At 52.1% G+C, this 24,548-nt stretch carries 17 protein-coding genes and 5 pseudogenes; 5 read left to right on the top strand and 17 right to left on the bottom strand.

Features of this window, described 5'->3' with window-relative positions; all coding sequences use genetic code 11:
* Nucleotides 1-44: 44 nt before the first annotated feature.
* Nucleotides 45-356 (bottom strand): YtxH domain-containing protein, encoded by a 312-nt coding sequence (locus JMJ16_RS10310; RefSeq protein ID WP_201380941.1) that lies wholly within the window; start codon nt 354-356, stop codon nt 45-47.
* A gap of 311 nt (nt 357-667) precedes the next feature.
* Here JMJ16_RS10310 and JMJ16_RS10315 point away from each other — a divergent pair, with 311 nt between their 5' ends.
* Together JMJ16_RS10315 and JMJ16_RS10320 are read left to right on the top strand one after the other, a co-directional pair.
* Nucleotides 668-904: a hypothetical protein gene (locus JMJ16_RS10315; RefSeq protein WP_201380943.1), complete on the top strand. Its 237-nt coding sequence runs from the start codon at nt 668-670 to the stop codon at nt 902-904.
* 222 nt (nt 905-1,126) lie between these two features.
* Nucleotides 1,127-1,444: pseudogene (locus JMJ16_RS10320) on the top strand (DDE-type integrase/transposase/recombinase); the annotation flags it as partial.
* A 396-nt stretch (nt 1,445-1,840) separates the two neighbouring features.
* Here JMJ16_RS10320 and JMJ16_RS10325 read toward each other — a convergent pair.
* Both JMJ16_RS10325 and JMJ16_RS10330 read right to left on the bottom strand, forming a co-directional pair.
* Nucleotides 1,841-2,569 (bottom strand): SDR family oxidoreductase, encoded by a 729-nt coding sequence (locus JMJ16_RS10325; RefSeq protein ID WP_201380945.1) that lies wholly within the window; start codon nt 2,567-2,569, stop codon nt 1,841-1,843.
* Nucleotides 2,570-2,585: 16 nt separating this feature from the next.
* Nucleotides 2,586-3,050 (bottom strand): MarR family winged helix-turn-helix transcriptional regulator, encoded by a 465-nt coding sequence (locus tag JMJ16_RS10330; protein ID WP_236601373.1) that lies wholly within the window; start codon nt 3,048-3,050, stop codon nt 2,586-2,588.
* Nucleotides 3,051-4,300: 1,250 nt separating this feature from the next.
* Here JMJ16_RS10330 and JMJ16_RS10335 point away from each other — a divergent pair.
* Entirely contained in the window at nt 4,301-4,894 is a 594-nt protein-coding gene (locus JMJ16_RS10335) for a hypothetical protein (protein WP_201380949.1), read from the top strand.
* Between the two features lie 487 nt (nt 4,895-5,381).
* Here the strand turns inward: JMJ16_RS10335 and JMJ16_RS53955 are convergent, their stop codons facing one another.
* From JMJ16_RS53955 to JMJ16_RS10380, 10 genes and pseudogenes are all read right to left on the bottom strand, one after another.
* Complete coding sequence (locus tag JMJ16_RS53955) at nt 5,382-5,942, bottom strand: IS630 family transposase (RefSeq protein WP_236601089.1); 561 nt, start codon at nt 5,940-5,942, stop codon at nt 5,382-5,384.
* Nucleotides 5,888-6,388 carry a winged helix-turn-helix domain-containing protein gene (locus JMJ16_RS53960; RefSeq protein ID WP_236601227.1) on the bottom strand — a complete coding sequence of 167 codons (501 nt, stop codon included), beginning with the start codon at nt 6,386-6,388 and terminating at the stop codon, nt 5,888-5,890. Before JMJ16_RS53960 ends, JMJ16_RS53955 begins: the two co-directional genes overlap by 55 nt.
* 1,476 nt (nt 6,389-7,864) lie before the next feature.
* On the bottom strand, nt 7,865-8,032 hold the full coding sequence (locus tag JMJ16_RS10345; RefSeq protein WP_201380951.1) for a hypothetical protein: 168 nt from the start codon (nt 8,030-8,032) through the stop codon (nt 7,865-7,867).
* Between the two features lie 577 nt (nt 8,033-8,609).
* Nucleotides 8,610-8,933, bottom strand: a complete 324-nt coding sequence (locus JMJ16_RS10350; protein ID WP_201380953.1) for a nuclear transport factor 2 family protein — start codon at nt 8,931-8,933, stop codon at nt 8,610-8,612.
* A 68-nt stretch (nt 8,934-9,001) separates the two neighbouring features.
* A complete protein-coding gene (locus JMJ16_RS10355) occupies nt 9,002-9,919 on the bottom strand; it encodes an SDR family oxidoreductase (RefSeq protein ID WP_201380955.1) in 918 nt (305 codons plus the stop codon).
* A 120-nt stretch (nt 9,920-10,039) separates the two neighbouring features.
* A complete protein-coding gene (locus tag JMJ16_RS10360; protein ID WP_201380957.1) occupies nt 10,040-10,783 on the bottom strand; it encodes an SDR family oxidoreductase in 744 nt (247 codons plus the stop codon).
* A 171-nt stretch (nt 10,784-10,954) separates the two neighbouring features.
* Nucleotides 10,955-11,827 carry a helix-turn-helix domain-containing protein gene (locus JMJ16_RS10365; RefSeq protein WP_201380959.1) on the bottom strand — a complete coding sequence of 291 codons (873 nt, stop codon included), beginning with the start codon at nt 11,825-11,827 and terminating at the stop codon, nt 10,955-10,957.
* A gap of 187 nt (nt 11,828-12,014) precedes the next feature.
* Nucleotides 12,015-12,344: a hypothetical protein gene (locus JMJ16_RS10370; RefSeq protein ID WP_201380961.1), complete on the bottom strand. Its 330-nt coding sequence runs from the start codon at nt 12,342-12,344 to the stop codon at nt 12,015-12,017.
* A gap of 409 nt (nt 12,345-12,753) precedes the next feature.
* Nucleotides 12,754-13,818, bottom strand: a complete 1,065-nt coding sequence (locus JMJ16_RS10375; protein WP_201380962.1) for an IS630 family transposase — start codon at nt 13,816-13,818, stop codon at nt 12,754-12,756.
* Nucleotides 13,819-14,170: 352 nt separating this feature from the next.
* Nucleotides 14,171-15,877 (bottom strand): annotated as a pseudogene (locus JMJ16_RS10380) (M3 family oligoendopeptidase).
* Between the two features lie 512 nt (nt 15,878-16,389).
* Between JMJ16_RS10380 and JMJ16_RS10385 the strand changes: the two are divergent.
* On the top strand, nt 16,390-16,914 hold the full coding sequence (locus JMJ16_RS10385) for a YceI family protein (protein ID WP_201380964.1): 525 nt from the start codon (nt 16,390-16,392) through the stop codon (nt 16,912-16,914).
* Here the strand turns inward: JMJ16_RS10385 and JMJ16_RS10390 are convergent.
* The 3 pseudogenes from JMJ16_RS10390 to JMJ16_RS10400 form a co-directional block, all read right to left on the bottom strand.
* Nucleotides 16,903-18,543 (bottom strand): annotated as a pseudogene (locus JMJ16_RS10390) (AAA family ATPase). The gene JMJ16_RS10385 and the pseudogene JMJ16_RS10390 overlap by 12 nt on opposite strands.
* Before the next feature lie 374 nt (nt 18,544-18,917).
* Nucleotides 18,918-19,736, bottom strand: a pseudogene (locus tag JMJ16_RS10395) (IS6 family transposase).
* A 180-nt stretch (nt 19,737-19,916) separates the two neighbouring features.
* Nucleotides 19,917-21,232, bottom strand: a pseudogene (locus tag JMJ16_RS10400) (cation:proton antiporter).
* A gap of 1,098 nt (nt 21,233-22,330) precedes the next feature.
* Here JMJ16_RS10400 and JMJ16_RS10410 point away from each other — a divergent pair.
* On the top strand, nt 22,331-23,497 hold the full coding sequence (locus JMJ16_RS10410; RefSeq protein ID WP_201380985.1) for an IS701 family transposase: 1,167 nt from the start codon (nt 22,331-22,333) through the stop codon (nt 23,495-23,497).
* Between the two features lie 343 nt (nt 23,498-23,840).
* Here JMJ16_RS10410 and JMJ16_RS10415 read toward each other — a convergent pair whose 3' ends face one another.
* Nucleotides 23,841-24,332, bottom strand: a complete 492-nt coding sequence (locus JMJ16_RS10415; protein WP_201380987.1) for a MerR family transcriptional regulator — start codon at nt 24,330-24,332, stop codon at nt 23,841-23,843.
* Nucleotides 24,333-24,548: the final 216 nt, after the last annotated feature.

Genomic DNA, 24,548 nt, shown 5'->3' on the forward strand with positions numbered 1-24,548 from the left:
CTCTCCTCTCAACACCTTGGATTTGCATGGATGGATGGAAGATATCATTCTGAGTGTGTATCTTGTTCCAAACGGTCAAGATCCCGTTGAGCCACCTCAGCGCGATTCATGGTTTCCTGTACGGCATCATGAGCTGCCGAGCTCATTTGTGAGGCTTGGGCAGCTCGCTCTTGCACCTCCCTTACCTGCTGTCCCATCTGGTGGACCGATTGCTGGAGTCCTACATTCTCAGGGGGATGACCACGCAGGTATCCCAGGCGTTCCCCTACCAGATGCCGTATCTCTTCCCCCTTCTTTGGCGCAAAGAACAAGCTGAGCCCGAGCCCTGCAAGAACCCCATTGGTAAAGCTACCCATAAACTCACTCCTTTTCAAGAGGTATTGTGCTTTGTCTTTCCAGTGAGAATACGAGTGAAAACTGCTAAGGGTAACAGTCCCTCATTACCGCCTCATCCGTCGGAGATAGGGAGTCGCCGATACAGCGCTCCTGTTACCAGATGGTGTCACGAGACGTGCCCTGTCAGGGAGAGGATGTTGACATGGAGGGGCTGAGAAAGGTCAGCAATGGCATCTTCTCAGGACGCGTTGTCTGTTGATGATCTCCTTTGGTGAGGGGCAGGCAACAGAAGTTGAAGAGATGTTTGATAAGTATGAGAGGAGTCGGATCAATGACAACAAAAATCCGTCCAGATGAGACACGAATGCAAGAAACCCAAGAACGCTACTTCCGGGTCACCGACCAAATCCCTTCAGCTGTATGGTATTGGAGCGCGGTTGCCTCTATTGGCGTTTCCGCCTACCTCTTCTTGGCGGGCAAACGCGATTGGAGCCTCTTTGTGGGGCAATGGCCACCCACATTCCTGCTCTTTGGGCTCTATCATAAGCTGATAGGATCAGCCCATTAGCAGAGAGGGATGGACGTACGACTGGTCTTCCTCAGACACATAGAGTGAGATAAGCGCCCTGATCGCTTTCTACCTGGGAAGTGAGGTGGATCGATTAGGGCACCTGACTGTTGTGCCCAGGCGTTCATCCCTTGTTGGAGAGCATTGACAGGTATTGTCAACTTGGGAATGTAGCTGAACAATGTGCTAGAATAACTTCATGAAAACAACTTCCACTCTGTCCCACGCGTCATCATCACCGATAAACTGAAGAGCTATGGAGCAGCGAAACGCGAGCTCCTGCCTGGCGTGGAGCATCGGCAGCACAAAGGATTGAACAATCAAGCGGAAAATTCCCATCAACCCATGCGGCCACGAGAGACGAACATGCGGCGCTTCACGTCAGCCAAGCAGGCCCAACGCCTTCTCTCCGCCTTCGAACCCATCGCTGGGCATTTCCAGCCGCACAGGCACCACCTGAGCTCCAGGGAATATCGTGCCATTTTACGGGGCAGATTCCTGGAGTGGAACGAGATAACCGCAGGGAAATGCATCGCATAACAGCAAAATCTTCCCTCTCTTTCACTGTCTTCAGTATCTCTCCTCTTTATAACTCAGCAATAATCTGCAATCCGACAAATAAGTTGACAATGTCGTTCATCGCGAGGGTGTTTGGGGTGGCAGCCTAAGCGCAAGAGGATGAGAACGGTTCCGCTCGCGATTCCTTTCGCAATTTTCTTGCAACACAACTCATGGTCGCACCGGCAGTCGAAGGCATTGATCTGTTCAAAATAGCGGGCCACTTCCTCTTGTCACCGTTTCCAGAGAACGATTGATGATGATCCTCGCATCTCGCACACTCCATTGTGAACAGTACCAGCTGTTCAGTGCTGGTTGGAAGGAGTGTAAATGTGAGAATTTCGTCCCACATTTACACCTTAAAGGCTGAGAGAGAACTCACCAGGGAACGTTTCCGTTTCCATCCTGGAAGGATCCTGTTGGGCTATCTTCGCCCAGAGTCGCGAGACGCACGATGACCGTAGCTGCCTGCTCAACGGTTCGATAGCCTCTATGGTTATTGAAATCCGTGTCCGTAAAGCCAGGATCGGCAGCATTGACCTTTATTGGAGTCTCTGCCAATTCTTTTGCAAATTCAACGGTAATAGCATTCAGTGCCGCTTTAGAGGATTGATACGGCAAATTATTGACCTGAAAGAACTCAGAGTTCCTATCGCGGGCCAGCGTTATAGAACCCAGTCCGCTTGAAACATTCACAATTCTCCCGGCCTGGGATTTGCGCAGCAAGGGCATCATTGCTTTGGTGACCGCCACTACGCCAAACACATTGGTGTTATAGACTGTTCTCATGACCGCTAACGCGGTGTCACTGGGTGTGTTCGCGTTGCCCCCCGATATGCCAGCGTTATTAATCAGGATATCAAGTCTCCCAAACGTCTCCGCTATATATTGAGCCGCCCGCGAAATGCTCTTCTCGTCAGTGACATCGAGTTCCACAAACGTAGCCTGAACATCCAACGCGGCCAGTTTTTGGACCGCCTCTTCACCTCTTGCTTTATCGCGGGCCCCAATGATCACGCAGATACCCTGTTGTCCCAGCTGCCTGGCAGTCTCAAATCCAATCCCTTTATTCGCGCCGGTAATCAGGGCAAGAGTATTCTTGGACATATGACATCTCCTTTGTCTATTGTTTCTGACGTTGCCGTCTGTATGCATAATCTTCCGCTAAAACCGCTTGGACTTTCTCAAGAGCCAGTGTGAGGTCGGTGAGTTCCTCTACACTCAGGGTTTGTGTGAGGCGGGCAACCCACTCATTTTCATACTCAGCCAGCTTCTCCAGGAGTTCCCTCCCTTTTTCCGTAATGCGAACGTTCTTCGTTCTCTGGTCGATTACAGACTCATAGGTCGCTAGCCCCTCATCCACCAGCGCATCAGCTAGTCGCTGAATGCTCTGTCTCGTGTAACCAGTCAGCTTGGCAATCTGACTCACGGTGAGAGGGCACGGCTCAATGTTCCCCAGGATTCGCCAGCGAGCGCTTGTCTGTTGATACTTCCCGGTAACGAGATCTCCGTGCTTAAACACCATGTTACTGGCTGCAAACAATGCTTTGGTAAATTGTGTGAAACATTCTGATGTATCGTTACGCATACACAGAGCCTATCATAATTGACAGTATACTGTCAATTATAAACGTCTTGGATCACAGCCGGGCGCGATGGAACTGATGCAAAACTGCACGGCGAGGCCCTCAAGCGGTTTATCAGCGGATGGCAGAAGCCTTGGTGGGGACCAGCGTCGCGATCTATGAGGTGTAGTTCTCGACTGTTCTCGTGTCTCAGCCATCTTGGATGCCTAGCCGATGATCAGGCCATATCCAGACGACAAGGACGCGGTGACTGCCCGGAGCGTTCGGGTTATTTACAACATTCTTTGCTGATGCCCAGATGGGGAGCGGTTTGCCCAGGTACGCTCGTACCAATGCTCACATTTGAGAGCAAGTGCTCACGTTTGAGGGCCAAACCTGCTCACTTGGTGGATCTGGCTCAAATTTGATCCTGTTTGAAATGTGCAACGAGCTGAAGGGAGGATTGGGAGTGTCATGGCATTCTTCCAGACGCTGGCGGATGGAGAGAAGGGATTTGTGGCATGAGCGATACGAACAGGGAACATCCGCCCCAGGACGACATTGGTCTTGAGATGGTACGTCGCGACTGGACGACCTACCATGACCAGACCCGGTGGATCCTGGAGAACATGCTGACCTGATAGTTGCTGCTCCAGCGCGATCGAGGTCACGAGCACGACCACCTCCCCTCCGTTTCAGTGCTGCTTGAACAGAGGGGTTGCCTGGCTTACGAGATGTGCAATGAGCTAAGCGCAAGGAGCGCTTTGTCTTCAGGCCGAGTAAAAACCAGGGGGGATCTGCTGATAGTGCGAAAGAGGCATCTGTTCCTTAACTCCTTCTGCTTCCACCCCCTCTAATTGTGCTCTCTTCTCTCAGCTTTTCTCTCGCCAATCTCAGCCGTTTTGAGGAGGGGACCCCGCCTGGGGAGACGATGACGGAAAGTTGTACACAATGAGATGTATCTATGACTGAAGTGGCTCTCGAACGTCCTTCATTGCTGTTATGCTTTCTGTGAAGAAGTGACATTCCCCCCTCTTGTCAACAAGCAAATGCTGTGGCCAAGAGGGCTTCTGAAGCCGTTTCGCACTCTACCAACTGTGTGCTGTTGCAATCTCGTTGCGCAACCCGTGGGTTCAGCGCGTTCAAGTACATACCCAATTAGGGGGAAGTATGTCCCACTATAATTGAAATATAGAGGTTATCTAAACTTCTCCGGGATAGCACTATGCGTCCCGTTTCATGTTCCTTACACGACCACACGAAAGGAGCAGATATGTCCTATCTTTTGCATTACATACGACGAACCGTCATGTCCGCTCGTCAACATCATAGGCAACTGCACATGCGGCGAACCATCATGTTTGCTCGTCAACATCATAGGCAACTGCAGGGAATGCTCCTCATCGTTGCTCTCCTGGCCAGCATGATCCTGCTTGCCCACTCCCTCGCTATCACCCAGCAAACGGCAACGCACTATGCACCCTCGTTACATCCATCTATCGGCTATCCACATGGTGCTAGTTCCCCCGCTGCCGTTCCGCAGAACTCGACCCCCCAGGTCGCCTACTCGCATGGCGCTAGCTCCCCCGCTGCCGTTCCGCAGAACTCGACCCCCCAGGTCGCCTACTCGCATGGTGCTAGCTCCCCCGCTGCTGTTCCGCAGAACTCGACCCCCCAGGTCGTCTGCCCGCATGGTGCTGGCCTCCTCAATATGGCCTATCCTGGGTGGACTCGCTCCTATCATCGTCTATCCTGGCGACAGCCCATCCATCGTCTATCCTGGCGACAGCCCATCCATCGTCTATCCTGGCGACAGCTCATCCATCGTTTATCCTGGCAACAGCTCATCCATCGTCTATCCATCTAGCGGCCCTTCCGCTCAGCTGAAATAGCAACCTGTCACGCAGTGTTGTTGGAAATACGCAGAATCCCGTCGGTTCCGCCGTCGCCACCGAGATGTGACAAGCATCCCGGTGGCTTCTTCGCGTTCAGTAACTTCTTCGAGCAGCCTCAGCACCGGCAGAAATGCCTGGCGGTGCACAATAGCCACTACCTCTTTGATTTCCATGTCATAATGCACTTCTCCTCTGATCTCGATGACTATTTTGTCGCAATGAATCCTGCATCTCTGTTAACAAGGTCACTGCTAAGTACAATCAAGCAATGTTTTGGGAAATAAAGTTATTCATCAAACCGAGGCAGGAGACCCCCGCATTCATGCGCGGGGAGGAATGCCGAGTCCTTTTCAGGCGCATGGGTGGCGGCGTCTGCCCTCTCCTTTCCGGTTTTCCTGTGTTGCCTAAGAAGAGATGTGTAGATGTTCGCGAACAGGCTACTGACCTCGTCATAAACAACTAAACTTCACCAAGTGCATAAGAAAAACAACGTTGAAGGATATCGCGTCGATGACGCAGGCGCTCTTTGGCACGCACAAGCTCTTGGTTGAGGTGAGTGAGATCCTGGCAACACAGGTTTTTGAGTTCGCGGCGTTTGAGGAGATTCCACACGTATTCCTGAGGATTGAGGTCAGGAGCATAGCCAGGCAACCGCTCGAGATGCACCCGTTTCCCTATTGGACTGGAGAGAAAGGTTTTGATCACATTCGCGCGATGGATTGGCGAGCCATCCCAAATAATGAGCAACTTGCCTGAGATCTTGCGGAGTAAGGCTCGTAAAAATCGTACGACGTCTTCGGCTCTATAGGCGTGCTCTTGTGTTTGCATGAAGATTCGCCCTTCTTGGGTGATGCCTCCAATTGCCGAGAGATGATCGCGGGTCAACTTGACACGCACTATCGGGGTCTGTCCTCTCGGGGAGTAGGTTCTCACCATCATCGGCAGAAGATAAAAGCCTGATTCGTCTACAAAAACGATCGTTCGCCTTTCTTGTGCGGCTTTTTTTTTAGAGCGGGCCACTCATGTTCTTTCCAGTCTTCAATTGCCTCCTCATTACGTTGTGTCGCTCGTTCCACCGGTTTTTGGATACTGTACCCCATCTCGCGGACAAGGCGACCACAATGGTCGGGATGATAGCTCACCTTGAACTCTCGTTTGATCACTTGGGCTAGTCTTCGACTATTCCAGACCTCCCCGACAAACCCATAGGCTGATGCTCCTTTCGCCAACAACGTCGGAATGTGCGCCTTCTGTTCAGCCGTCAAGCGAGGTGTCGCTCCTTTTGCAGGATGCGCTTTGAGGGCTTTTTCTCCCCCTTCTCTTCCTTGTTTGATCCATTGGCTCACGGCTCCTTCGCTCACTCCCAATGCCACGGCAATATCTTTTTGTTTCCATCCCTCATGTTTGAGGACCCAGGCGCGTTTGCGCCTTTCTTCTCGCCAATCGGCTTTTCTTGGTGCTCCCATTCCTCCTTCTATCGGCTTTCCCTCCTCATTCTTTACCTCTCTCTGTCGAGGTCAGTAGAGCAAAGGCACTCCTCTGACTCAGGAGAAACGGTTTGTGATGCATGGATACCTGCATCAGCCAGACTGTTCAGCATGCCAGGATTGGCATGGGGCCAAAGCCCTCCTCGCTAGCTCAACCTGTGAGTACCCTTTCCTGGTGGGGCGACCCTCTGAGGAGAGTGGCGGTTAGTTGAACCGCTTGTCACCCGTCCTCTCGTATCCTTCCCCAATTCACGGGCTAGCGTGAGGAGAGATACAAGCCCCGCATGTATGCGTGGGGGTTTGGTGACTTAACCCCAACCTTACATGTATCATCTGGCGGTCGTGGCACTGGCAAGTCCACACTACTTGAATTGCTGCGCGCATCATAGGGAATTCCCATTTCTGCGTTGAGTCTGTTGAGAGCACAAGAGCAGAGGTAGCGGCTTGTTACCAGGATGCTGCCTCACTCAAAAACTTGCCACGCCTTGTACGAACCAGCCTGTGACGATTGCTCCTCGTTTTTTCTTCCAGCTCAGAAAGTCTCATCTTGCTCGAAAGGGGAGGGACCCACAAGAGGCGCTTATCATCTTCCAGCCCTCTCCCATCTATATCTTGGATACATTGCATTTTGTGTGTCAGGCTTACATTTCTCGAAACCTCTATTTTAAGAACTATTTCTATCTGCATGAGAAAGTACTCCTTGAGTAGGAATGTCTGAGGATGCTCTCTCGTTTGCCATCTGGGTTCAGATGATGGGTGCTGGGAGATGGTTGCGGAGAGGGAGCCTCCCGACGTTTGTTTCAGGCGTGGGCAGGTTACTCTTTCTTGTGAGCATTGAGTGCCTCCTGGAGGAGAATATTTTCACGTGAGCCAAGGTTCTATTGGCCTGCGCGAAACACAGCGACCCAGGGTGTCTCCTGCTGTGTGTTCAGCAGAAACAGCAGCGATTGGAGGCTGTCGGGTTCTTGCGTTTGTCCTACATTGCTGTGCGTGTAATGAATAATGTATATGTTGGAGTATGTCTCACGATGAAATTTGTTATTATCATTCTAGCGCTTTCTGCGTCTCTTCTGGCGTATCCATTGTGCATGAAAATGGCAGAGAGAAGAGGATCGCGTGCCACCTGGAAAGGGCTTCCCGTAAATGTGAGAGTAGCAGCATACACATGTCTCGACTGGTGTTGCCGCAACTGGTGCATCTGTTACTGGCAAAGTTGTTGCAATCATGGTCATGGGCGTTCAACCTTTCCGGAGTGCCAGAGCATGAGGCAAGACGTGACTCTATCCGCGCATTGTTGCGGGTCGTTGCTATCGCCTGCTGGTGCAGAGATAGGCGTTATGCTCTCAACTGTGGTATGTTCTGCTTGCACGTAGAGTCGCCCAGATATGAGCACATACCAAGCTTTGATGCTGCGCTCCCATGTGTTGAAGTATGAATAATCATTATCCAGACCATTCATTCCAGGACGATGGTCTCCAGGAGCGAGAACATAGGAGCACCCGTTTGCAGGATGTTTTGCTTACTCCCTCCACTGGGGGCATGAAACACCTCATACAATTCCTCTATCTGGAGGGTTTCCAGAAGAAGCCCGTCTAAGATGGGATTATCTTCAACAATAAGCATAGGCTTCCTGAGAGTCTGTTCACCAGGTCACGTGGAGCACGAGCTGGTCTTCTTGCTGCTGCATCTGGGTCAGTTCCAATCCCTTGCCCAATGGGAAGAACTGAGGCGTCTCCATTCTGGTGTGGTTCTCCTTTTCTCACTTTTGTGTGAAAAACGAACTACACCAGCACACCACCTCACTCGTGGCTCTCCAGATATATTTATGAGTTTATCCCCAAAGCTGTGTCTGAGCCCCTTTCTGCCACGAATCATTACCAGGAAGCAGGGACGACCTTTTTCAGATCTCGGCTTTGAGCCCACAGACATGAAGCGAGGTAAACGGGGCGCAATGCCATAAAGCAAGGCCATTCCTTGATCGAGAGGCCGGCGCATAAATTCGCCAGTTTCTACTTATGACGCAATAAAAGCCCGTTTTGGCAGAAAAATGAGCCAACCGACACGTATTTGTGCCCGCGCCGCCATCCAGTGAAGTGTTTCCTGCATGGACATCACGAAGGAGTGTGAACTCCATTGTTTCATGACGTCTATCGTCTTGTTTCCCGCTCCTCTCCAGGCTCAATCTTTTCGCTCGCTGCTATTAGGAGATGTCCAGCGACTGGATGGCACCATCACGCAGAGTGAAGGCGAATGTACCCGGTCCATTATAGCCTCCAACAGATTGTACATGACCTGCTATGATGGTTCCTTCCGCATTCTTTTCACTCTCTGGCTGGAAGCGCACATGTACGCCGAATGTCTCTCGCTGTGCCCAGTCCCGGATCTGCTGAAATCCTGTATACGTCGAAACATCAACGAGCGTAGCATCTGGAGCAAATAGCGCCATAAAATCGTCGAGCTTGCCTTGATTTATCGCCTCGATCGCTCGGCGGACGAGTGGGGAGCGAAGTGATGCTGTTTCCAATTAATCTTCCTCCATTCTCATACATTGTATGGTTTTAGAAATTTTATAGTCGTGAGACTATCATCGCATTAATCTTTAGGCTGTTTGATCACTGGGTGGAGCAGGTTGGCGAAACCCATACGTGTGAGATAATCCGCCTGCAACTCCCAAAGGAGTGCGTTGCCTTTTTCTACATTCGCGTTCGAGTAGTCCACGACTGTGCGGAAAGGACGTGTCCCGGCGGGTAAGCTTACAATATGCACGAACTCGTCGGCGATGGTTTGTGGAGTAGCATCCACTCCTGACTGGAAGAGGCTGCTGGTCGCTTCTTCATTACGTGCTACCATGCTATCGAGTGGTGCATATGCTGCGGTCGTTGCGGTATCGGCAGGACGGCTCGCATCGGGGAAGTGCTCGGTTCCCGAGGTAAGGGGTCCAGACATCACGATACTAGTTTCGATGCCGAACTGGTTTACTTCGTAAGCAGTCGTTTGAGCCAAACCATCTACTGCCAGCTTCGAAGCCACATAGGGACCCATGAATGGTGGTACAACGACTGTCGTGGTACTGCCTGTATAGAGTAATAGGCCTGCACCGCGCTCACGGAAGTGTGGCAGGGCAGCGCGGTTGACACGTGTGACGCCCAGGACATTGACATCAAAAAGGCGTTCGATCTCCTCCACTGAGAAAGCTTCAGTATATCCCACGACCAGATGTCCAGCATTGTGAAGAACCACATCAATATGACCTTGTTCAGACAATATGGTCTGGATCGCTTGATTAGCTGACTCCTGAGATGTCACATCCAACTCGACGACGTGCAGGTCTACTCCATTGGCGGTTGCATATTCCCGCTCTTCTTGTACACGAGCTGCGTTGCGGCCTGTGGTGCCGCGCATGCTGGAGTAGACAGTATGACCGGCTTTTGCCAGGCTATGCGCTGATGCCTGTCCGATGCCTGTAGCTGCGCCAGTGATGAGAATGACTAACTGGTTGGTTTGGGTCACGATAATAATTTCCCTTGTGTTTAGTGAATTTTGCTATAAAAGACGCAGAAAATCCTTTTTCCTGCCGCGTGGCGATGTTGCAGGAATTTTCTTACTCTATTGCTCTCTATCTTAAGGATCTTAGATGAATGCTCCATTGACACGTATCGTCTGCCCTGAGATCCAGCCAGATTCATTGCTAGCCATGAAGAGGATGACTTTGACGATATCTTCTACTTCGCCAAGACGGTTGAAGCCTATCATGCGCTTGAAGGCGTCAATTTGTGCTTCTGTTTTGTCTGCAACAAACAGTTCAGTGTTGGTAGGTCCAGGGGCGATGGCATTAATGGTGATCCCTTTGGGAGCAAGCTCCTTAGACATGTGCCGGGTGAATTGTTCAACTGCACCCTTGGTTCCTGCGTAGAGGCTGTAGGTGGGAACCATTTGTCCAAGGATAGAAGTGGAGAGGTTAATAATACGCCCGCCTGGTTTCATGAGTTTTGATGCTAACTGGCAACCGAAGTAAGTCCCTTTGACATTGATCGCCATATGCTGATCAAAATCGTGCTCTGTGATCTGTTCAAGCGGCTTGGTTGTCATAATGCCTGCATTATTGATCAAGATATCGACCTGCCCAAAATGTTCAATAGCTGCATGGAACAGAGCTTCTAGCTCGGAAAGTTTGCTGACATCTGCCTGCACGGCTAGAGCCTGACCGCCGTTTTTCTGGATGTTCTGAACAATGGTGTCGGCGAAATCCTTGTTGTGGACATAATTGATGACAACTTTAGCACCATTGGCTGCGAATGCTTCGGCGAATGCCTGCCCCATGCCGCGCGATGCACCTGTCACTAAGACGACTTTGTTGTTAAATGATGTATTCATTTCTTTTCCTCCATCCGATCTTGCATAGTCACGAACTGAACAAGAGCCGTCTCATACATGTAATCGGGCACGTTCCCTTCATGGCTTAACCATAGTCTACCGAAACGTAGATAAGGGGGTCTTGTACGTTTGGCTGAAGGTTTGTACATGTTAACGATCTTTGTCACGATTTTAGGATAGGTGTTCTCGAATGTAGGATGGAGTGACTCCTAGAACTTGTCGCATATGACGGACTAAATGGCTTTGATCGTAAAATCCTACTGTAGTGGCTATCTCACCGATAGAAAGTCGGGTTGATTTGAGCAGGTGTTGGGCGCGTTCTAGACGGCGTTGCACGATATAGGTGTGCGGAGAGAGGCCGGTTGTTTGGCGAAATAGGCTTGAGAAGTGGGATGTACTCAGGCCTACTTCAGCTGAGAGTTCGGCGAGTCCCAGATCCTCGGTGAGCCGATCCTCGATGATAGACGTGATTTTTCGTAACAGGTATGGCGGCAAGCCTTTTGTGATCTCTGGTGGATTGTGAGGTGTGCTGGTGTATTTATGAATCAGATGAGCCGCTAACGCTGTGGTGAGGCCCTCAACGTAGAAACGTCCCGATGGTCCTCCTTCAAGGAGCTCTGTCAGCAAGGCTGAACTGATATGTTCAATTCGTGTATCCTGCGCACTAAAATGGTCCAGCAGCTCGATATGCTGCTGATTGTAATCGTCTGAGACCATTTGTAGCAATGTGGGCGTGAGTAATACATGCATATGTTCAGCTCCATCTTTATGGCGCCATATGCTTTCAGTTCCGGCAGGCACGATTTGTAAATTCCCACGAGCCATGATGTGATGAAGTATCCGCCCGTTTCGTACTTGCTCGATCTGGATGGGTGGCCCCTGGTGCAGGCAAATCATGTGAGAAGATGAGCCCGGAAAGACATATTCTCCGCCAGCATGATAGCGTTGTTCAATTACAATGCTTTTCCATGCCAGAGACTCGCTGGAGCGAAGTATTCCCCGCTGAGAATTGGCTTGAGTAGAGCCAGTGATCTTCCTTTCCATAGTCTCAATACTCCTTTTGGGAATAGTTCAGTGCCTTTTTAAGAAGGCGTGTCATTCTGTATATTGTATCAGATTTTGTTAGGAAGGTTAGACTGGCCCCTTCTTGTACAGCTAAAAACGCCAATGTGTGCTTTTTGCGCTTTTAAAATTTATTTTTGGCATGTGCTTCTGTACATAGGAGATAGTGTCAGCGGGATAGGCATAATTGTGCGACTTGCCAGCGAAGTAGGATTCGTGGACCGCCATATCGAAATGTCCGTGTCAGCTTTATTGTAAAACGCGCCTGAACGACTGCTGTATTGGGCTTGTAGCTGCCTGTGATCGCCGCTAGTATAGTGATATACTTTAACAGGCACAATTGATGAAAATGGTATGCGAGGAGATGGAGAGCGTCAGGGAACTGGGCGAGCACAGTTGTGAAATCCTCTCCATACGCCTGGGTGCAGACATCAATGATGGTTTGTCGCTTGCGTGTTGAAAGATCGTGAGCGGAACGTAGGGTAAGCTGAAGTGACATAGAAACTTCCTCCTGAGAAGAGAATATCTGAGCATCTTTTTTCTTCACAAAAACCTTGAAGGATACCAAAGGGGCAAAGATGTAAGGAGGAGCACGAGGAAGCACACGCAGAGCAACATATGTGCACTCATGGGGAATAGAGAAGAGACAAGGATAAAACCAGAAGCTTCCTTGAAGAGAGATCAGATCCCAACAACGTCAATAGAACATGCTTGCACGGCTCCTATCTGTAGACTACTAGGCTCTTCCCCAAAAGGATATCATCTAGGCCGGGCTCTCATCAAGCCTTTATCAGGAAGAGCCATCATCAAAGCAGGGCATCTAGCTTGTCTATCTTCCCAAAAGAAAGGCGCGCATCTTCCAGCAAACCGTTTAACGAGTAAAGCTGTGTCTGATACCAATTGGCGTTCTAAATGATAACCTTGAGATGGGGAAAGTTGGTTAAGGAACGCAATCGTTCAGTATCATAAGCAAGATCATTGAGCCCTTGGCACAGCACGTCAATTAACAATTCCAGCGAGGGAAAGATGCGGTTATGAAAGTATTTTTCTCGCAACTCATCCCAGATGTGCTCCACTGGATTCAGCTCGGGACTGTAAGCAGGTTGAGGAATCAGGCGGATATTTTCAGGAATGACCAGTTCATTGGCCCGATGCCAGCCTGCTCCGTCAACTTGCATGACGATGAAGTGTGTCGAGAAGGTCTGGCTGACCTGCTCCAGAAAGAGATTCATCATTGCAGTGGAAGCCTCCGGTAAAATCAACGAGACTATCTGGCCAGGGGCTGGAGCCACAACGGCGTAGACATAGGTGTATTCTCGCACGACCTGCGCCGGGACATGTGGGCGCGCCCCAGGCGGTGCCCAACACTGTTTGGCGCGGTTGATGCGGCCAAAACAGCCTTCGTCTTGCGCCATTATGAGGACCGGGCGCTTATCTTCGACTGTGCGGGTTGCGATGAGGGCCTGAGCCTGCGCTTCAAAGTTTTTTGTAAAACGCTCCTGCTCTTGCGGATCCGCTTGGGGATGTCTGGGGCGAGGCACCAGCTTTCTCCAGCCGTGACGATTCAGTAAGCGATAGATTGTACTCTCAGCGACCTCGTGTCCAACTTTGGTTTCATAGGCATGTTGGATCTGGGCTACAGTGGCGATCTCTCCACTCTCGGCTTGCGCAAAGAATGGGAAGAGGAATGCTTTCTCTTCCGCCAAGCTGAGATACTGATGCCGACGGCCTCCTTTGCCTGGCGTTTCCAGCGCTATTGGTCCTAAGCGGTTATAGATCGAGACAACTCGATGTACTGTCGTGGCTGAGGTACCTGTGTGTAAGGCAATCTCTTCAGCTTTCCGGGGTGCCACCAAAGCATTGTAGATAATCCACCAATGGTGGCGCACCCACGGATGCGCATTTGTGTGCATCCGTTCTTTGACCTCATCCACCGACAGGTGCAAGGCAGCTCGTGTGATACGATGACCCATAGGTGATCTTCCTTCCTGTGCCACCAACTTCTCGCCCCAGCAGAACCCAATCTCTACCACCTGTGGCGGCCCTGATAGAGGCGCTGGCGCAACTCGTTGCGTGGCTCTTGCCCCCTAAGTGACATCAGCATCTGCCAATGGAGCCATTCTGGTACCGGCGCGCTTTTTCGCTGTTCCGCTGGTGCGACCAGAGGTCAGCATATCGAGAGAGATTGTGCAAGGTTGAAAAGCCTTGTTCTTGTGTCTCCATGATGAGGGACCTAAAAGGCCACAGGTAATAGGAGTCGTGGCCTTTCGTCTGCCATCAATACTCCATCATGTGTTCTAACGCCTCAAGAGCAGAGTGAATTGATCACTCTGCTTCTTTCACCCATTCTGCAATCTTCCCCATCACGAACTGTACGACATCTTGCAGCGTAGCTGTATCAAAGGTGAACTTCGCGCCTGCTGCTGCGTACAGTTCGGGGAGCGGGCGCGTCGCCCCAAACGAGAGGGCATGACGATAGCGCTGGATCGCGCTTTGTGGATCGTGCAGATAGTTGCGCCAGACCTGGAGCGCACCAATCATGGCGAAGGCGTACTCGATATAGTAGAATGGTACGACAAAGAAATGCAAGGTCTGCTGCCAGTTTCGTTCATGGTTTCCAGTCCGCTCCAATCAAGATACGGCTCAAAGCGTCTGCCGAGTTCCCCCCACTTCAGGGACCATTGCCTGCTCAGGATTCTCATAGATCCAGTGCTGGAAGGCATCACCACGGATCAGACGCGAGAGATCTCTCAGCGTTTCTTCCAGGCGCTGAAGGCGGATGGAGAGTGCCTCTTGCCTTGTACAGAGCCCTGAAGAGACCAGGTTCATACTCCCGATATATTCCATGCTTGTTGAGGCAACTTCCCCAAACTCTATCGGATGCATATCTTCCCTTCGCTGGTGAATATACGGGAGTCTGCGCATCTCAAAGGCGTGGAATGCATGGCCTGCTTCATGAAAAACTGGCCCGACGATGTCCTGCATGGTTCTCACGTGGCTAAAGATGAAGGGTAATTGCTTGACTTCCAGCACTCCAGTATACCCGCCTGGCGCTTTGTTGGCTCGCTCATCCAGATCGAAGCAGCGCTCTTTGATCATGGTGTCAAAATAGCCGCCCAGGGCTGGATCGATCTGATTGAACATCCTGGCGCACTGGCGCAGGAGTGCATCGATATCTGCAATCGAGCGCGGGGCAGCGCTGGCTTGTGAATCGACAGAGAGATCCCAGGGGCGTAGCGTCTCCACTCCGAGCTTCTTGCGTCGCTTCTCAGCAAGCTGGCTTACCACCGGCACGATGACCTGTTCAACCGCCTTATGCAGCATTTTGCAGTCATCGGGTGTGTAATCACAACGATAGAGTTGCTTCCAGCGATACGCGCAATAGTTATTATAGCCTGCGTTGTGCGCAATCTGCTGGCGCACCTGCACCTGCTTCACCCAAACCGTATTGATCGCTTCATAATCCTCGAATTTCCGCTTGTGGAACGTACGCCAAGCTCGTTCGCGCTGCTCGCGATCTGGGTCCTGTATTACGGGAAGGAGCGAAGAAACAGGAACTTCTTTCCCTTCCCACAGTATCGTCTGCGCCCCATTAATACGCATATATGCTTCACTCAGTCTCTTTTCCTCGTTGAGCAGAGGGATATTTTTCGTGTGAAAGAGCTTCGTGTCTACCTGCAACTTGCGCAGAGGGATGGCGAAGCCTTCAGGTCGCAGACCACTCTCCAACAACTGCTGCTTCATCTGCTGCTCACAGTTCTGCACAGGCGTCAAAATCTCATCCAGAAAACGCTGCCTGCGTTGAGAGAGACCCTCATCGGCTGTATTGCGTGTAGTGGCAATCTCCAGCCAAATCTGTGTTTCATCAATCAGCGCGCTCAATCGCGACCATTGCCTCAGCCATGGCTCCAGGGTTTTGGGTGAGAGCTTTGTTGCTTCCAGTTCGCGATACCACAGCTCAATTTGATCTCGCTTCGCCTCCAGCAGCCGCTCTGACAAGCGTCCCCTCCCGTCCCTTTGCCTCCATATCATACTAACTATTCATACGTAGCTTGCAAAATAAAATATACTGTGCTATTCTCGACATTGGAAGTCGCTCCGCAAGAACTATTTTCCCGCGGATGTTGTGAGCTTCTACGGGAAATAACAGGATTGCCTCCAATGAGAACATTTCTACATGGAGATTTATGCGTAGCCAATTACCAACAACAGACACTCCTGCTGATCGCGAACATGAACTTGGGACCAACATGTATTTCTGCTTGTACGCTTCGTTGTGATCCAAGCCAAGGCCTTGTATTGCCCAGCTGACCACGCTGGCCCTCACCAATCGTTCCGCACAGCTGGTTGTGTTTCCGCGCTGCTAACTGTGCTGTAATACAGCTGGTACGGCAGTCGTCCCTTGTGTGGGTTTGTACGGTGGCGCGACAGCGCTGCCTCGCAGGTGTTCCATCCATCTCGCTCATCATGAGCAATCGATCCGGGAAAAGACCAACACTGCTAAACCATCCTCTCTACTCTGAATAAACATAAGGAAGAGCAATATGCCCTGGGAAATTGATCCCCACCATACCCTCGTCGAGTTTTCGGTGACCCATCTCACCATTAACATTGTCAAAGGGCGTTTTAAGGATACGCATGGCACCATCCATCTCGATCCCCAGCATCCAGAAAACTCCTGGGTCAAGGCTCACATTCAAACCGCCAGTATCGATACTGGTGTCGCACAAAGAGATGCCCATCTTCGTTCGGCCGATTTCTTCGAGGTCATCACCTATCCAACCATCACATTTGAAAGTACCAATGTACAGCCAACAGGGACGAACAGCAGCATCGTGACAGGAAATCTCACCTTACACGGCGTCACCAATACCATAGAACTCCAGACCGAATTTACTGGTTCAGTTCGCGACCCCCTCACGGAAAGTCTGCGCATCGGATTGACAGCTCGAGGCGTTCTTGATCGAAGGATGTTTCAGATGCGTTTCCATCGACTCGTAGGAGATGGCATTCCTCTTGTTGGAAATACAGTCCATCTTGAGTTACGTATTGAGGCCTTACATGTCTGAGAGCTCCCCGTGCGAAAGCAACGGGGGTTCCAGAAGTTCGGCCCGCGCTTCCCGTTCTTCACGCCAAAGGAGAAGAGCAGGCTCTAGTGGTAGTTCTCCTGGACTTTCGGGCAGACGCGCTCTGGCTCGAGTCACACCCAAGCTTCGGGGCAGAGCCTGCCCCTCTCTCGCACGTTGTGTGGTACGCTCGTGTGCTGCCCGCAGGCGCGCCTCTGCACCCTCCCAATACGGCTGGTATTGGGCACACGAGGGAATAGGATCTGCTGGATCAAGATAAGCAGCCAGAAAGGCGGAATAGAGATCGCGCTGCACTAGGCCTACACCACAGTCACACTGATGCCAGCGCTGGGAAAGGGGCTTCTTGACCTTCTTGCCACAACCATGACACCATTGGCTCAGCGCTGTTGTACGCGTGGGGACTTCAACCAGGGTGCCGCTCGTGCTTGCAACGGTGCGTCTCAACAGTTCCACAAACATCCCTGGGGCTCGCAGTCCCACACTCTTGCCGAATTGCTTCTGCCATGCCTTGTAGGAGACCTTTTCGATGATGATAGTGCTGGTCTGCGCAACCACCTCGTGCACCTTGCGGCCATGCAGGCTCTTGCGGTGTGCCGCCAGCTTGCGCTCTTTGCTCGCTTTGCGTAGTCGCGTGGCCTGGTAGCCCTTGCTCTGCTTCCACCACAACTTCCGCTTGCCCTGCTTTGTAGTGTTCAGGATTGGCCGCTCGCCTCTGCCGCTCCATCTGCCGCTGCAAGCGACGAATGGCTCTGGTGTCAGGAGCCAGTTCCGCACAGAACACCTCCAGGCTGGCCTCCTCCTCCTGAGGAACGAGCGCCAGGGTCGAGGGACCCAGGTCAGCGCCAACGACCCTTGCCCAACCGTGTGCTTGGGCTTGCGGTGAGGCTTGCCCTCCAGGGCGAGCTGCACCACGTAGCGATAGCCCTCTGCATCGGCTCCCGCCGCTTTGGGGTTGCTCGCGGGACGTTGGACGAGGCGGGCATACTTGATGCGGTGCCTGAGCCCATGGATCACCACCTCGTCCTTCCAATCGATGAAGGCAGGAAGCTGATCTCCGTTCCAGAGCAGGAACCCTGCGTTTCCCTTCTCGGGTGGCTGCAGGACAAAGCGCAGGCCGGTATCATTGCGCTTGTTCTCGATGCTGGAGAAACCACGCCCTCGGCTCTTGAAGCGCACGCGTTTGGCCTGGCCCAGGCAGACGCGGTTGAGGGCGCGGTAAGCACGGGTCGCCAGGGTTTGGGCGAGCACGGCATCGATGTGCTCGGCAATCCATCCCACGCGCAAGCCTTTGACGGCTTCATGCAATGCTGCCTCGGTGAACCCGTACTGCTTGCGCAAGGCGGAGAAGGCTACTGCTCGTTGGGTCTTCTGCGTGCGAGGAAGCTCGCGAGCCGCTTGCCAGGCAGCGTCAGCTCGCATGCGGCGCAGGCATTTCTGTCCCTGGGAGAGGATGGCGTTGTAGAGTTGGCGAGCGGCTTCCAGGTGAGCGCGCAGGCGAGTGGCTTGTCCTGGGTCGACGACGAGGGGCAGCTCGAGCAGAAAGGTAGGCGTTGCCGGTCGCTTCTCCTTGGGATGTTTTGGCTTCTGCTGTCTCTGGCGTTGTCCAGGCATGTCGGCTCCTTCTCTCCATTCCCACCGATGAATCGTGCTGATATGCCTATTCTACCAGAACGAGCAGAAGAACACAAGTTCTATTTAGGAAAATACGCTGTTCCATTCGCGCGCGAGAGCAGATGTGGCGTTTCATCCCTGGCATCGATGACCAGGGCTTTCTCGCCACGTTCTCTGTAAGAGAGAGTTCACAACATGGAAGACAAGATACAGGTTTCCACCTTGTTGCTCACGTGGCTTCACATTTACTGATCTCGACAGAGACAAGTAAAGAGCACTAGAATAGGAGGCATGGGAGCACCAAAGAAAGCGGATGCGTCAGAACTGAGAACACAGAAGGGCACTCGGAGTGCGGGATCCTCAAGACGGTTCTGTTAGGCTCTCAGAGCCATGATGTTCCAGGCATCCAAGCGTTGGCAGAACAGGCGGCGTTGGTCGGCAAGAGAAACATATTGCTTCATCGTCGTAGGGAATCGGAAGAACTGGCGTACCTCGTCAAATGCTCTGCAAAAGCGTGATGCCGCCGTGAAGCTTCCAAACCCACGCATAGGATAATACCTCTGTTTGATGCCACGATGGTCTTGTTCTCGTCGGTTGTTCAGATACGGATTGCAGCGATGGCGTACCTTGCTGCCTAGGATTTCGCGCACAGCACGAGGATAGGCATCATGTCCATCCGTCGTCACCTGTTCTGACGCATGACCCACCGTCTCAACGGCTTGTTTGAAAAACCGTTTAGCAGCATCCATGTCCCGCTTTTGGCTGAGCATGCAATCAACGAAGTTCCCATCCCTCTCGAGAGCGCGATACAGAGAACACCACTTTCCATGTACTTTGGCAGAGGTGCGCATCCACATACCAGGATCGCCCTGCTTGTCCGCGTCGTTTGGCTCGCAGTTGCTTTGCAACCAGTGGAGCGAACCGCGCTTCCCACTCCCGAACGGCTTCATGGCTGAACACAAAGCCTCGCTCAAGAAACATCTCAGCCACATTCCGCAGGCTCAGCTTGTAGCGCAGCCGCCACAGCACAACGAGCAGGATGAGAGCAGTAGGATATTCCAAAAAGTTGAAAGGGTACCAGTACGCTCATTGAAGATCCGGCGGCACCCCTGGCAACGGAACGTCCGATAGCCCAGCGTGGTTTTCTTGTTCCGTTTCTTGGTGGTTGCTGACAAGCAGGACGGGCAATTCATGGGGCACGCCTCCTGAAACCCTGTGTGAGATGATCAGTCTCTCACACCTTGGAGGAACACTGCTTGGGGTCTTATTCTCAGCTCTGACACATCCCAATATTGCGCTCATGCAAAAATTATGCATCATTGTTATCTTGCACTTATGCACCAGTCTTTAGAGAAGGTCTTACACGAAACCATTTACGCCGATGTCTCTTCTAACAAATCTTCACTTGATGAGGAAGAATCCTCATCAAGTGAAGATTGTTGTAGCGATGGCAGGCGTTTGAGAAGCCAGCGGAGCGTAATTCCTTGTATCAGTAACGTAAAGAAGACCACCGCGTATGTCGAGATCAGTAAGACTGAACGATTGGGAACCTCCATCGGCAACGCCAGTACCAATGCCAGAGAAAGCGCTCCACGCAACCCACTCCAGAAAATGACGAGCCTCCATGAGCGGGGTACATATTGTCCCGAAGCCTTGAAACGAGGAGAAAGCACCAGCACCGAACGCGCCGCCAGAATCAGAACCAGGACCAACCTCGCGACAAGCACGACACTCACCGCAAACACCGCGATCAGCAGTGTTGTGATTTCTGCACCTGGCACCAGCGGCCACACCAGTGGATTGAGTTGTACCCCGACCAGCAGAAAGATCAGGGCATTGGCAACAAAGGCCAAGACGCTCCAGAAGTTATCAATGGCCGCCTGCGAGTTTCCTGACATACCGACACGGCGGCAATAGTTTCCGAGCATCAGAGCGGCCGCAATTACAGCCGTAATGGCTGAGAGATGGAAATGATCCGCGACCAGGTACACACCATAGGCCGTAATAATTGTCAGGGTTGTTTCCATTATTGGCTCGTCAATGCGCTTGACGATCTGGCTTACAAGCCACCCAATAGGCAACCCCAGCAGGAGACCTCCGCCCGCTTCAATCAGGAAGGAGAACACACCTTCTCCCCAGGCCAGAAAGGTTCCAGAGGGATGCCCTTGGATCGAGAGGAGAACAATGGCAAGAAACGTCTGATAGAGGGATCCGGCAACCCCATCATTAAACAAGCTTTCTCCTTCAATGATCACCGAGAGCCGCTCATCTAGGTGGAGCTGGCGAAAGAGGCTCAGAACAGCAACAGGATCAGTAGGTGAGAGGATAGCAGCCAACAACAATGCCGTACCCCAGTCAAGACCATCAAGCACATGTAAAATACCAGCAATAATACCGAGAGAAAGCAACAACCCTGGCCCCGCCAGAAAAAAAAGGTCCGCCAATGCGCACGAAGGAGGTCCCAACGCAGAGTCCAGGCTCCTTCAAAAAGTAAAGCCGGGAGAAAGACAAAGAGGACCAGTGACGGTGTGAATTGGACACCTGGCAAGAGGCCCGAAATACCTAAACCGAGTCCAACCACAACCAGCCCCAGGGTATAGGGGACCGCGATTTTCCGTGTGACCACAATGGTCACGAGGGCAATGATTAAGAAGAGCACCAGGTAACTCTCCACAACGGGAATATCCATAAAGCATGTCCTTTCTAAAACTGGTGAAACCGCCTGTGGATATTACCTGAAGGAACAGTCGTCACCTTGGCACAAAACACGGCTATAAAACAGATTGTGGCAAGCAACTTTACACTCCAGGCAAATAGTGACAGGTTATGAACCCAATACCCCTGGCCAAAAGAGTATACAGTGGAGGCTCGAGGAATCCCAGCAATTTGGAAATCAAGGAAGGCCCCAGACGGAAACGATGGGCGCACCTTTCAAGTTGGTGATGTGAACAAGTTGTGAAAAACGAAGAAAGATTTCGGCAAGAGTGGATAGTGGGGTAGAGCAACAGGGCATATGTAGATCATATGTCAGGTCCTTTCTTCTTCCACGCATACGACCCCGATAGAACCTGCTCTTCTTATTTCTTCCACAGGAGTATCGGTGGCCGACCAGCCTTCCCGGCACTCCATTAGCAAAGGGAAAACTCCTTTGACGATTGTCAGTATACAAGAAAAGCGTGCTCAGGCACAAGAAGAAATCAGCGTGAGCCGTTAGCATACATGCACTGCTTTTACCGCCCGTTTTCTCGCGTAACTGCGCCTCCTCAGCAACCGTCTCTTCCTCATCGCCACATGGACAAAATGGAATAACTCAACCATGAACTGATCAACAGCAAACCGCTTCCTTGCCTCGTTTTCCAAATCGCACCGCTAACTAGTGCTAATTTCCGGTGCAAAACACACAAATTGGCTTGAAAAGCTGCTTAGTACTACAGCCCCACTTAGCGAGGTATGTATGTTACGAAGTGGCTTCGTAGGCTTCTTCTTTGTAGAAGACTTGTAACGCAGCAGTGAGCTTGTGGAGCCACTCCACGTTTTAAGTGGGGCTGTAGTATTAGTACTAGTTAACGGTGCGAAATGAGCCCCTTCGACCCGCTCCACAAGCCAATCGTCTTTCTGAAAATCTGGCAGAGTGATTCAAGTCGCTTCTCAGGCGACTTGATATGGTTAAGCTTACATGTTATAAACCAGCCTGGGAAGCGGATTCAGGCATTTTGCACCGCTAACTAGTACTACAGCCGCACTTATGTGATACAACGAGGGAGAAATCAATCCGAGGAGGAGAGAGATGGAAGTGTTTCCCTCAATCGAAGATCTGCGTACCTGGGCGGATCGTTTGGAAGAAGTGCAAGTGCGGTTAGCGCCCTCCTTTGAGCGTTCGGAGCCACGCCAGCGGGCCATGGCCTATATTCGTGGGTTAATAAGCACCACCGAGCGAAAAAACGGGTGGCAACTCGCCGAATTGGCGAGAGAAGCCACACCCGACGGGATGCAACGTTTGCTCAACGCGGCGAAGTGGGATGTGGATCAGGTGCGCGATGACCTGCAGGAGTACATCCTCACCCATCTGGCTGACCCGGAGGCGGTGCTGGTGGTCGACGAGACGGGTTTTGTCAAGAAAGGGAACAAGTCCGCAGGCGTGGCAGCCCAATACAGCGGGACGGTCGACAAGATCGCCAACTGCCAAATCGGAGTCTTTCTGGCCTACGCCAATCGGTATGGAGCGGTCCTGCTCGATCGGGAGTTGTATCTGCATGCCGACTGGGAGAAGGAGCCCGAGCGGTGCAAGGAGGCAGAGATCCCAGAGGACCGGCGCACCACGATCCCCAAGCCAATGCTGGCCAAACAGATGCTGGAGCGTGCCTTCGCTCACGGGGTCAAAGCGACGTGGGTGACAGGTGATACCGTCTATGGCGGGGATACCAAACTGCGCATCTGGCTGGAGGAGCGCCTGCAGCCCTACGTGTTGGCCGTGCCGAAGAACCAGCGCATTGGGCTCAGCCATCGGGCAGATGAAGTTGTGGCGAGTTGGCCTGCCGAAAGGTGGCAACGTCTTTCAGCGGGAGAGGGCAGTCAAGGGCCGCGCTTCTACGATTGGGCCTGGCAGTCTCTGGACTTCCGGTGGACCGAGCCGGGCTGGAAGCAGTGGCTGCTGGCTCGGCGCAGTTTGTCCAACCCCACCGAGATCGCCTATTACTTCGTCTTCGCGCCAGAAGCAGTCACTTTGGAGCAGGTCGTGCGGACAGCGGGCAGCCGATGGCAAGTCGAAGAAGCCTTTGAACTGGCCAAACAGCAGGTCGGCTTGGATGAATACGAAGTGCGGCACTGGCAGGGGTGGTATCGGCATATCACTTTGGCGATGTTTGCCCTGGCGTTTTTGACGGTGATCAAAGTGGCAGGGCAAAAAAGGGGGCCCACTTTCAGGAGCGAGAAGTCGCAGAGCTTCTTCCCCTGACGGTCCTAGAAGTGCGCCGCCTGCTCTGGCGGCTGGTGTGGCAAGCACCTGCGACGCCGGAAAGTGTTCTGTACTGGTCACGCTGGCGTCGGCGACATCAAGCCAGAGCCAAACAATTCCATATCAAACGGCGAGCAAAGAAGCGGGCTGCATAAGTGCGGCTGTAGTACTTAGCTAGACTTTATCCATTGACTGGACAACAACGGGAAGGCAGAGTACTTTTCTCTCGTACCTAATAGGGGTGACAAGATTACCGCGGGGAAAACCTACGCTAAGCGCTTAGCGTAGGTTTTCCCCGCGGTAATCTTGTCACCCCTTCTCGGCCCTGATAGGCATTAGGCCATTACTCCTCATCTTGCAAAGCAGTACTCACCTCGCAGGTCATCGTGTGGCGCTGGTCAGGTTCTTGTTCATAGTAGGCAATTTTCGCAGTGATGGCGGCGAGATTTTTTTCTACCTCCAACAGATGCGCTTTCACCTGCTTTTGATGCTGCTTTAACAGATGCAGGCGTTCGGGAGTGGTCTGCTCTCCCTGAAGAAGGAGTTGGGTGTAGCGCTGAATATCGCGAATGGGCATGCTGGTGGCCCGTAAGCGTTTGATAAACTCAATCCAGTCAAGAGAGTCACTGGTATACGTTCGATAGCCATTCGTATCATCGCGCTCAACTGGCGGCATCAACCTGGCGCGTTCATAATAGCGCAACGTATGAGCGCTGAGTCCACTTATCCGCACCATTTGCTGAATGGTTAATGCTTGTTCTTCCCCGTCTTGGTGTTGGGCGCCCTCGCTCTTCTCGATTGCAGAAGTCTGGTCTCTATCCTGTCGATGTTGCATAGCATTCCCTTCCTCTCCTAATAACTCTTCGGAGAGGCTGTTGCGTTCTTTCTTACACAAGAGCTTACCAGAGAGTGCATGTTCAAGTCAAGTGGAAGCTGTTCTTATGGTATGCAACGAGTTGCCTATGAGCCTCTTGACTGAGAGCGCGCTCTAAGGTGTATAGTGCGCCGAAAGAGTATAAGGAGCTGCCTTGATTGTGCTCTGACATGAGCA

The organism is Ktedonobacter sp. SOSP1-52 (assembly GCF_016587395.1).